The organism is Streptomyces mangrovisoli, assembly GCF_000974985.2.
In the GTDB taxonomy this organism is placed as follows: domain Bacteria; phylum Actinomycetota; class Actinomycetes; order Streptomycetales; family Streptomycetaceae; genus Streptomyces; species Streptomyces mangrovisoli.
In genome coordinates, this window is sequence record NZ_LAVA02000006.1 from 1 (window position 1) to 10,167 (window position 10,167).

The window sequence follows — 10,167 nt, forward strand, 5'->3', positions numbered from 1 at the left end:
GCCACAACTGATGCCACAGATAAGCCGACTTCGGGCTCACTCGCAGACGCCGCGCAACCTCCGACACCTTGGTCTTCCGCTCGAACAGCTCGGCCGCCTGCATCCGTACCGATTCCCGGCGCCGACGCCCCTCGGCGGTCAGCCCACCCCCATCGCCATATCTCACACACCACCGAATACAGGCACTGTTCCAACCCCATCAGGCACTTCGCCAAGATTCACCCTGGCGAGCCGAAGTCAGTAGGGGCGCGGGGAACTGCGCGACCAGCCACAAACCGCCCGCAGACCGGGCACAACCGTCGCGCCGCGGCCGCAGGCCGGTGGGTGGTGGGCGGGCCCACCCTGCCGAGCCCGGGCGCTCAGCCCACCCCGTACACCCGCCGCGCGTTCCCCGCAGCCACCATCGTCGCCACCCGCTGAGCATCCCGCAGGGACCACGCGCCCTCCGCGACCCAGCCGCCGAGGACCCGCCCCAGCGCCTCCCGGAACAGGCGGGCGCCCACCACATGGAGCTCGGGCAGGCCGTGCGCCCCGCTGGAGAAGAGGATCTTGCCGAAGGGGGCCAGCTCCAGGATCTCGGCGAGGACGGTCGCCGCGCGGGCGCCCGTGCGCACGAGGGCGGCGCCCGAGTCGGCGTAGACATGCGGGAAGACCCCGGCGAGATGGGCCGCGTCCCGGTGGTAGGGGTAGCCGTGCAGCAGGATCAGATCGGTGCCCAGGCCCGCGGTGGCCCGTACGAAGTCGGTCAGCAGCACCGGATCGGTGCGGTCGATGCGCTGCCCGGGTTCGCCGAGACCCGCATGCAGCTGGAGCGGGCGGCCCGAGGCGACCGCGATCCACAGCAGATGGCGCAGCAGCACCGGGTCGCTCAGCTCGCCGCCGACCCGGCGCCCGGCCAGCCAGCGGCCCGCCGCACCGCGCACCTCGCCCGGCCCCGGCGGCTCCGGCGCGAGCGCCAGTCCGTGCCGTACGCCCGCGACCGAGGTGAACGCGACGGCGTTCGCGGCGGCGCCGTGCACCGACTCGGCGAGGTTGGCGAGGAACGACTCGACCGTGCCCGAGGTGTCGGCGACCTGCTCGGCGAGGAGTTCGAGCCGCACGATCTCGTGTGCGTGCGCCTCGCCGGCCGAGGCCATCTCGGCGGGCCCGGTCAGGTCGCCGGGCAGGCCGGTGTCGATGAGATAGGTGGTGATGCCGCTGCCCCGCAGCAGCCGGCGGCCCGCCTCCAGCACGCCGAGTTCACGGCGCCGCGCGAGATAGCGGGCCGGCGGACAGTGCGGCTCCAGACCCAGCAGCGGCGGGCACCAGCGGCGCACCGCGAAGCCGGTCTGGGTGTCGAAGAGGGTGGTGCCCGGCGCGGGCGGCCCCTCGGTGCGGGCCAGCTGGGCCTCGAAGGTGCCGAGACCCAGCTCCGTCCGCAGTACGCCGTGGCAGTACTGGTCCACGAGGGACGGCGTTTCGATCATCCGGACTCCCCGGGTGGACCTTGCGTGCTCAAAGGTCCTAACGGGTGAATCGGGTGTTAGGTGTTGCTGGGACCGCCCACCTGGATCCCCGCCATCCGGGTCCACTCGTACGGCCCCGTCCTCACCTTGGCCGCGAACTCGCCGTCGAACTGCTCGTGCACGGTGATGCCGGCCTTCTCGACGGCCTGCTGCGCCAGCTCGTACGAGGGCGCCACGAGGTCGCCCCAGCCGCCGTCCTCGCCGACGAGGACGATCCGCGCGCCGCGCTCGCCGATGTAGGCCACCTGGCCCTCGGCCCCGCCGTGCGCCTTGGCGAAGGCCGCGATCTGCCGGGCGAGCTTCGCCGCCTTGCGCTCGGCCTTCGCGTCGGCTTTCGCCTCGGCCTTCGGGTCAACCTGCTGCGTGTCTGCCATGGTCAGGATGCTACCGACGGGTATATCGAACGGCGACGGGCGGGGTGAGTGGCTTAGCCCACTCACCCCGCCCGTTTCCACGAGTACGGAGGATCAGCGCAGGAAGGGGTCGACCGCCACCGCGACGAACAGCAGCGAGACATAGGTGATGGACCAGTGGAACAGCCGCATCTCCTTCAGCTTCCCGCCCGTCACCTCCGCCTTCGCGCGGGCCTGGAGCGCGTGCGCCTCCCACAGCCACCAGCCGCCCGCCACCAGGGCGACCAGCGTGTAGAACCAGCCCGTGTAGCCGAGCGGGGTCAGCGTCAGGGAGACCGCGACCATCACCCAGCTGTAGAGGACGATCTGCCGGGCCACGACCTTGTTGGAGGCGACGACCGGCAGCATCGGCACGCCCACGCGCGCGTAGTCGTCCTTCACCTTCATCGACAGCGGCCAGTAGTGCGGCGGCGTCCAGAAGAACATGACGAGGAAGAGCACGACCGGCGCCCACGACATCGAGTCCGTGACGGACGACCAGCCGATCAGCACCGGCATGCAGCCCGCGATGCCGCCCCAGACGATGTTCTGCGCCGTACGCCGCTTGAGGATCATCGTGTAGACGACGACGTAGAAGAGGAGCGCTCCGAGCGACAGCCACGCCGACAGCCAGTTGACCGTCAATCCGAACAACAGAGTGGACACCACCGCGAGGGTGAGCCCGAAGGCGAGGCACTCGCGCGGGCTGACCATCCCGGTCACCAGCGGTCGCTGTGAGGTGCGGTCCATCAGCGCGTCGATGTCGCGGTCGATGTACATGTTCAGCGCGTTGGCGCCGCCGGCCGAGAGGTATCCGCCGAGGCAGGTGAGGACGACCAGCTTGAGGTCCGGCACACCCTGCTGCGCCAGGAACATCACCGGAACGGTGGTGATCAGCAGCAGCTCGATGATCCGCGGCTTGGTCAGAGCCACGAACGCCTTGCAGCGAGCCCCGAACGGCCGGTGGCTCGGGCTCTGGCTCGCACCAGCCACCCCGACTGGACGGGATTCGACGGCCGTCACGCACACCCCTGACAGAGACATCCCAGCGAGCCCGTCGTGTGAACCGACGGTAAAGACTCGCGCGTACCACGCCACTGTAGACGTTGCCCAGACCCCGTCCTTCGCGGGGGTGGGCTCGTGTTGGCAGGGGTCGTACGGAAGGTCGATTGAGCAGTCAGATGAGCGGCTGCGTATTCATGTGCCGAATGGGATCCGGGCCGGTCGGGAGGCGGATGTCCAAAAGGCCCGGCAGTCTGGAATGACTCGAAAAAATGCACGTTCTCACGGGGGTAGGCTCGACAGCGGCCGGTGGGCGGACAGCTCATCGGCAGCCGGTGGGCGCACGCCCGCAAGACCAGTAAACGGACATGTGGAGAGGAGCCCTGACTCAGGGTGAGCACCAAGCCGACCACCACAGACCTCGAGTGGACCGAGCTGGACCAGCGGGCGGTCGACACCGCCCGCGTCCTTGCCGCCGACGCCGTACAGAAGGTCGGCAACGGCCATCCGGGTACGGCGATGAGCCTGGCGCCTGCCGCCTACACCCTCTTCCAGAAGGTGATGCGGCACGACCCGGCCGACCCGGAGTGGACGGGCCGCGACCGCTTCGTGCTGTCCGCGGGTCACTCGTCACTGACCCTCTACACGCAGCTCTACCTGGCCGGCTTCGGCCTGGAGCTGGAGGACCTGGAGTCCTTCAGGACCTGGGGCTCCAAGACCCCGGGCCACCCCGAGTACGGCCACACCAAGGGCGTCGAGACGACCACCGGACCGCTCGGCCAGGGTGTCGCCAACGCCGTCGGCATGGCGATGGCCGCCCGCTACGAGCGCGGCCTGTTCGACCCGGACGCGGCCGAGGGCGAGTCCCCCTTCGACCACTACATCTTCTGCATCGCCGGTGACGGCTGCCTCCAGGAGGGCATCTCCGCCGAGGCGTCCTCGATGGCCGGCCACCAGAAGCTCGGCAACCTGATCCTGCTGTGGGACGACAACCACATCTCGATCGAGGGCGACACCGAGACGGCCGTCTCCGAGGACACCGTCAAGCGCTACGAGGCGTACGGCTGGCACGTGCAGCGCATCGCCCCGAAGCCGGACGGCGACCTCGACCCGCACAGCATCTACGACGCGATCGAGGCCGCGAAGAAGGTGACGGACCGCCCGTCCTTCATCGCGATGCGCTCGATCATCGCCTGGCCCGCCCCGAACGCGCAGAACACCGAGGCCGCGCACGGCTCGGCGCTCGGCGACGACGAGGTCGCCGCCACCAAGCGCGTCCTCGGCTTCGACCCGGAGAAGTCCTTCGACGTCGCCGACGAGGTCATCGCGCACACCCGCAAGGCGCTGGACCGGGGTGCCGAGGCCAAGGCCGACTGGGACAAGGCGTTCCAGCTGTGGCGGGACGACAACCCCGAGCGGGCGGCCGAGTTCGACCGGATCTCCCAGGGCGAGCTGCCCGCGGGCTGGGAGGAGAAGCTCCCCGTCTTCGAGCCCGGCAAGGGCCTCGCCACGCGTGCCGCCTCCGGCAAGGTGCTCCAGGCGCTCGGCGCGGTCATCCCCGAGCTGTGGGGCGGCTCGGCCGACCTGGCCGGCTCGAACAACACGACGATCGACAAGACGTCGTCGTTCCTCCCGGCGGGCAACCCGCTGCCCGAGGCCGACCCCTACGGCCGCACGATCCACTTCGGCATCCGCGAGCACTCCATGGGCGCGGAGCTGAACGGCATCACGCTGCACGGCAACACCCGCGTCTACGGCGGCACCTTCCTGGTGTTCTCCGACTACATGCGCAACGCCGTGCGCCTGTCGGCCCTCATGCACCTGCCGGTGACGTTCGTGTGGACGCACGACTCCATCGGCCTCGGCGAGGACGGCCCCACCCACCAGCCCGTCGAGCACCTCGCCTCGCTGCGCGCGATCCCGGGCCTGAACGTGGTCCGCCCGGCCGACGCCAACGAGACCGCCATCGCCTGGCGCGAGATCCTCGGCCGCTACACCAAGGAGTTCGGCGTCGGGGCCCCGCACGGCCTCGCCCTCACCCGCCAGGGTGTGCCGACCTACGAGCCCGACGACGCGGCCGCCAAGGGCGGGTACGTGCTCTTCGAGGCGGAGGGCGGCGAGCCCCAGGTCATCCTGATCGCCACCGGTTCCGAGGTGCACGTCGCCGTCGAGGCGCGCGAGCAGCTCCAGGCCGAGGGCGTGCCCACCCGGGTCGTGTCGATGCCGTGCGTGGAGTGGTTCGAGGAGCAGGACCAGGGGTACCGGGAGAGCGTCCTGCCGCCCGCGGTGAAGGCGCGCGTCGCCGTGGAGGCGGGCATCGGTCTGACCTGGCACAAGTACGTGGGAGATGCCGGCCGCATCGTTTCGCTGGAGCACTTCGGTGCCTCGGCGGACGCGAAGGTCCTTTTCCGCGAATTCGGCTTCACCGCCGAGAACGTGGCCGCCAAGGCGCGGGAATCCCTCGCCGCCGCCCAGCGCTGACGCCCATATACGACACGTAGGAGATGTAATTCCATGACAGACGCACTGAAGCGCCTCTCCGAAGAAGGCGTGGCGATCTGGCTGGACGACCTGTCGCGCAAGCGGATCACGTCCGGCAATCTCGCCGAACTGATCGACCAGCAGCACGTCGTGGGCGTCACCACCAACCCGACGATCTTCCAGAAGGCGATCAGCAGCGGCGACGGCTACGAGTCCCAGCTCACCGATCTCGCGGCCCGCAAGGTCACCGTCGAGGAAGCCGTCCGCATGATCACGACGGCGGACGTCCGCGACGCCGCCGACATCCTGCGCCCCGTGTTCGACGCCACCGACGGGCAGGACGGCCGGGTCTCCATCGAGGTCGACCCGCGCCTGGCCCACCACACCAAGGCCACCGTCGCCGAGGCCAAGCAGCTGGCGTGGCTGGTGGACCGGCCGAACACCCTCATCAAGATCCCGGCGACCCGGGCGGGCCTGCCGGCGATCACCGAGGTCATCGGCCTCGGCATCAGCGTCAACGTCACGCTGATCTTCTCCCTGGAGCGCTACCGCGAGGTCATGGACGCCTACCTCGCCGGCCTGGAGAAGGCGAAGGAGCGCGGCCTGGACCTGTCGAAGATCCACTCCGTGGCGTCCTTCTTCGTCTCGCGCGTCGACACCGAGATCGACAAGCGCCTGGACGGGATCGGCACCGACGAGGCCAAGGCGCTCAAGGGCAAGTCCGCCGTCGCCAACGCCCGCCTCGCCTACGAGGCGTACGAGGAGGTCTTCTCCTCCGACCGCTGGCTGGCGCTGGACAAGGCGCAGGCCAACAAGCAGCGCCCGCTGTGGGCCTCCACCGGCGTGAAGGACCCCGCCTACAAGGCGACCCTGTACGTCGACGACCTGGTCGCGCCGAACACGGTCAACACCATGCCGGAGGCCACCCTCCAGGCCACCGAGGAGAGCGGCTCGATCACCGGCAACACCATCGCCGGCACCTACGAGCAGGCCCGCGCCGACCTCGACGCCGTCGGGAAGCTCGGGATCTCCTACGACGACGTGGTGCAGCTGCTGGAGGACGAGGGCGTCGACAAGTTCGAGGCCTCCTGGAACGACCTGCTCAAGTCCACCCAGGCGGAGCTCGAGCGCCTCGCTCCCACGGAGGGCTGAATTGTCCCCCTCTCCCGGCAGCGGGTCCAACCCGCTCCGTGACCCCGCCGACCGACGGCTCCCGCGCATCGCGGGGCCGTCGGGCCTGGTCATCTTCGGCGTCACCGGTGACCTGTCGCGCAAGAAGCTGATGCCGGCGGTCTACGACCTCGCCAACCGGGGGCTGCTGCCCCCGGGCTTCTCGCTGGTGGGCTTCGCCCGCCGCGAGTGGGCGCACGAGGACTTCGCGCAGGAGGTCCACGACGCCGTCAAGGCACACGCCCGCACGCCGTTCCGCGAGGAGGTCTGGCAGCAGCTCATCCAGGGGATGCGCTTCGTCCAGGGCACCTTCGACGACGACGACGCCTTCGAGCGGCTGCGCTCCACCATCGACGAGCTGGACAAGGCGCAGGGCACGGGCGGCAACTTCGCCTTCTACCTGTCGGTGCCGCCCCGCTCGTTCCCGGTCGTCATCCAGCAGCTGAAGAAGCACGGGCTGGCCGACCAGACCGGCGGCTCCTGGCGCCGCGCGGTCATCGAGAAGCCCTTCGGCCACGACCTGAAGTCCGCCGAGGAGCTCAACAAGGTCGTGCACGAGGTGTTCGCCCCGGACCAGGTGTTCCGGATCGACCACTACCTCGGCAAGGAGACCGTCCAGAACATCCTGGCGCTGCGCTTCGCCAACACGATGTTCGAACCGGTCTGGAACCGGTCCTTCGTGGACCACGTGCAGATCACCATGGCCGAGGACATCGGCATCGGCGGCCGGGCCGGGTACTACGACGGCATCGGCGCCGCCCGCGACGTCATCCAGAACCACCTTCTCCAGCTGATGGCGCTCACCGCGATGGAGGAGCCCGCCTCCTTCGACGCGGACGCGCTCGCGGCGGAGAAGACGAAGGTGCTCGGCGCCGTGCGGCTGCCGAAGGACCTGGGCCGCGACACCGTGCGCGGCCAGTACGCGGCCGGCTGGCAGGGCGGCGAGAAGGCGGTCGGCTACCTGGAGGAGGACGGCATCGACCGCAACTCCAAGACCGACACCTACGCCGCGATCAAGGTGGGCGTCGACAACCGCCGCTGGGCGGGCGTCCCCTTCTACCTGCGCACCGGCAAGCGGCTCGGCCGCCGCGTCACCGAGATCGCGGTCGTCTTCCAGCGGGCCCCGCACTCCCCCTTCGACACCACGGCCACCGAGGAGCTCGGGTCGAACGCGGTCGTCATCCGCGTGCAGCCCGACGAGGGCGTGACCGTGCGCTTCGGCTCCAAGGTGCCGGGCACGTCAATGGAGATCCGGGACGTCTCGATGGACTTCGCCTACGGCGAGTCCTTCACCGAGTCCAGCCCGGAGGCGTACGAGCGGCTCATCCTGGACGTCCTGCTCGGCGACTCCAACCTCTTCCCGCGCACGGAGGAGGTCGAGCTGTCCTGGAAGATCCTCGACCCGATCGAGCAGTACTGGGACGCGAACGGCACGCCGGCGCAGTACCCGTCCGGCACGTGGGGCCCCGTCGAAGCGGACGAAATGCTCGAACGAGACGGACGGAGCTGGCGCCGGCCATGAAGATCGACCTCACGGACACCACGGCCAGCAAGATCAACAAGGCACTGGTGAAGGCCCGGCGCGCCATCGGCACGCCGGCCGTCGGCATGGTGCTCACCCTGGTCGTCGTCACGGACGAGGAGAACGCCTACGACGCGATGAAGGCCGCGAGCGACGCGTCGCGCGAGCACCCCTCGCGCACGCTCGTGGTCATCAAGCGCGTCTCCCGCTCGCCCCGCGACCGCACCCGCTCCCGGCTCGACGCCGAGATCCGGGTCGGCGCGGACGCGGGCTCCGGGGAGACGGTGGTGGTACGGCTGCACGGCGAGGTCGCCGACCACGCCGACTCGGTCGTCCTGCCGCTGCTGCTGCCGGACGCGCCGGTCGTCGTGTGGTGGCCGGTGAACGCGCCGCTCGACCCGGCGAAGGACCCGCTGGGCGCCCTGGCCCAGCGCCGGGTCACCGACACCTACGCCGCCGAGCAGCCGGTACGGGAGCTGGGGGTGCGCGCGGACGCCTACACGCCCGGCGACACCGACCTGTCCTGGACCCGGATCACGCCCTGGCGCTCCATGCTGGCGGCCGCCCTCGACCAGGTCGCCTGCGAGGTCAAGGCCGTCGAGGTGGAGGGCGAGGAGTTCAACCCGAGCTGCGAGCTGCTCGCGATGTGGCTCGGTGACCGCCTCGACGTCCCGATCCGCCGCTCCCTGTCGGCGGGTCCGGGCCTGACCGCGGTCCGCATGGACACCAGCCACGGCTCGATCGTCCTGGACCGCCCGGACGGCTCGCTCGCGACGCTGTGCATCGCGGGCCAGCCGGACCGCGCGGTGGCGCTCAAGCGCCGCGACACGGCCGAGCTGATCGCGGAGGAGCTGCGCCGCCTCGACCCGGACGACACCTACGCGTCGGCGCTGCGCTTCGGCGTGGACCGGCTGAACGCGGTGGGCGAGGCGGCGGAGCCGGCCAAAGGAGAACCTGTCGGCGCTGCGGCGGCTGCCGGGGCGCAGGAAGCGGACGCGACGCCGGTGACGGACGAGGCGCCGGAGCCGGACAAGGCGGCGGGGACGGACGCGACGCCGCAGGCCAAGGCGGAGGGAGCTTCCTCGTGAGCGCCCCCCAGCTGGTCGTCCACCGCGACAAGGAACTGATGGCGCAGGCCGCCGCGGCCCGTCTGATCACGAAGATCGTGGACGCGCAGTCCTCGCGTGGCCACGCGTCCGTGGTCCTCACCGGCGGCCGCAACGGCAACGGCCTGCTGGCGGCGCTGGCACAGGCGCCCGCCCGCGACGCCGTCGACTGGGGCCGGCTCGACCTGTGGTGGGGCGACGAGCGGTTCCTGCCGGAGGGCGACCCCGAGCGCAATGTCACCCAGGCGCGCGAGGCCCTGCTCGACGCCGTGCCGCTCGATCCGAAGCGGGTGCACGCCATGCCCGCCTCGGACGGGGTGTACGGCGCCGACGTCGAGGCGGCCGCGTACGGCTACGCGCAGGAGCTGGCGCGTGCCGCCGGCCCCGAGAACCACGCCGCGGTGCCGTCCTTCGACGTCCTGATGCTGGGCGTCGGCCCGGACACCCATGTGGCGTCCCTGTTCCCGGAGCTGCCCGCGGTCCGCGAGACCGAGCGCACGGTGGTCGGCGTCCACGGCGCGCCCAAGCCGCCGCCGACCCGGGTCACCCTCACGCTGCCCGCGATCCGCGCGGCCCGCGAGGTCTGGCTCCTGGCGGCGGGCGAGGACAAGGCGAGGGCCGCGGCGATCGCCCTCTCCGACCCGGGCGAGATCCAGGCCCCCGCGGCGGGCGCCCGGGGCCGCTCCCGCACCCTGTGGCTCCTGGACGCGGCAGCGGCGTCGGAACTCCCGAGGGAGCTGTATCCCCCGGCTTCGCCGTGAGGCGCTGACGGAGTGACATGCGAAGGGCGACGGCGCCCACCGGTCATCGGTGAGCGCCGCCGCCCCTTTTCACGTTCGCTCGCGGGGCGGCCGGCCTGGCGCGCGGGACGGGGCGCCGCCCCTGCGCTCCGGCGCGCGGGGCGGGGCGCCCTTCCGGCCGCATCTGAGCCCACCGTCACGGGTGGGTGGGTGGGAGACGTCCGGGGGTCCGGGGGCGGAGCCCCTGGG

The 10,167-nt window shown here is 71.1% G+C and carries 9 protein-coding genes; 5 read left to right on the forward strand and 4 right to left on the reverse strand.

The features are described from left to right. From WN71_RS42520 to WN71_RS03740, 4 genes are all read right to left on the reverse strand, one after another. On the reverse strand, positions 1–166 hold a 166-nt coding region (locus tag WN71_RS42520), incomplete at its 3' end, for a helix-turn-helix domain-containing protein (protein ID WP_420856445.1). A 193-nt stretch (positions 167–359) separates the two neighbouring features. Then, positions 360–1,466 carry an amidohydrolase family protein gene (locus tag WN71_RS03730; RefSeq protein WP_046591146.1) on the reverse strand — a complete coding sequence of 369 codons (1,107 nt, stop codon included), beginning with the start codon at positions 1,464–1,466 and terminating at the stop codon, positions 360–362. 56 nt (positions 1,467–1,522) lie between these two features. Then, entirely contained in the window at positions 1,523–1,879 is a 357-nt protein-coding gene (locus tag WN71_RS03735) for a hypothetical protein (RefSeq protein WP_046591145.1), read from the reverse strand. A gap of 93 nt (positions 1,880–1,972) precedes the next feature. Then, entirely contained in the window at positions 1,973–2,941 is a 969-nt protein-coding gene (locus WN71_RS03740; RefSeq protein ID WP_206300009.1) for a heme o synthase, read from the reverse strand. A 351-nt stretch (positions 2,942–3,292) separates the two neighbouring features. Between WN71_RS03740 and tkt the strand changes: the two genes are divergently transcribed. The 5 genes from tkt to pgl are packed head-to-tail and all read left to right on the forward strand — an operon-like array spanning position 3,293 to position 9,939. Next, positions 3,293–5,380 carry a transketolase gene (gene tkt / locus WN71_RS03745; protein WP_046591143.1) on the forward strand — a complete coding sequence of 696 codons (2,088 nt, stop codon included), beginning with the start codon at positions 3,293–3,295 and terminating at the stop codon, positions 5,378–5,380. Between the two features lie 33 nt (positions 5,381–5,413). Continuing rightward, on the forward strand, positions 5,414–6,532 hold the full coding sequence (gene tal, locus WN71_RS03750) for a transaldolase (protein WP_046591142.1): 1,119 nt from the start codon (positions 5,414–5,416) through the stop codon (positions 6,530–6,532). 1 nt (position 6,533) lies between these two features. Continuing rightward, positions 6,534–8,072 (forward strand): glucose-6-phosphate dehydrogenase, encoded by a 1,539-nt coding sequence (zwf, locus tag WN71_RS03755; RefSeq protein WP_046591141.1) that lies wholly within the window; start codon positions 6,534–6,536, stop codon positions 8,070–8,072. After that, positions 8,069–9,160 (forward strand): glucose-6-phosphate dehydrogenase assembly protein OpcA, encoded by a 1,092-nt coding sequence (gene opcA / locus WN71_RS03760; protein WP_046591140.1) that lies wholly within the window; start codon positions 8,069–8,071, stop codon positions 9,158–9,160. The genes zwf and opcA overlap by 4 nt, the downstream gene beginning before the upstream one ends. Next, positions 9,157–9,939, forward strand: a complete 783-nt coding sequence (pgl, locus tag WN71_RS03765; protein ID WP_046591139.1) for a 6-phosphogluconolactonase — start codon at positions 9,157–9,159, stop codon at positions 9,937–9,939. The genes opcA and pgl overlap by 4 nt, the downstream gene beginning before the upstream one ends. Positions 9,940–10,167 lie beyond the last annotated feature (228 nt).

Excerpts from the sequence above, each read along its gene's own strand:
- WN71_RS03730 (WP_046591146.1), bottom strand. The coding sequence starts at position 1,466 with ATGATCGAAACGCCGTCCCTCGTGGACCAGTACTGCCACGGCGTACTG.
- WN71_RS03735 (WP_046591145.1), bottom strand. The coding sequence starts at position 1,879 with ATGGCAGACACGCAGCAGGTTGACCCGAAGGCCGAGGCGAAAGCCGAC.
- WN71_RS03740 (WP_206300009.1), bottom strand. The coding sequence starts at position 2,941 with ATGTCTCTGTCAGGGGTGTGCGTGACGGCCGTCGAATCCCGTCCAGTC.
- tal (WP_046591142.1), top strand. The coding sequence starts at position 5,414 with ATGACAGACGCACTGAAGCGCCTCTCCGAAGAAGGCGTGGCGATCTGG.
- opcA (WP_046591140.1), top strand. The coding sequence starts at position 8,069 with ATGAAGATCGACCTCACGGACACCACGGCCAGCAAGATCAACAAGGCA.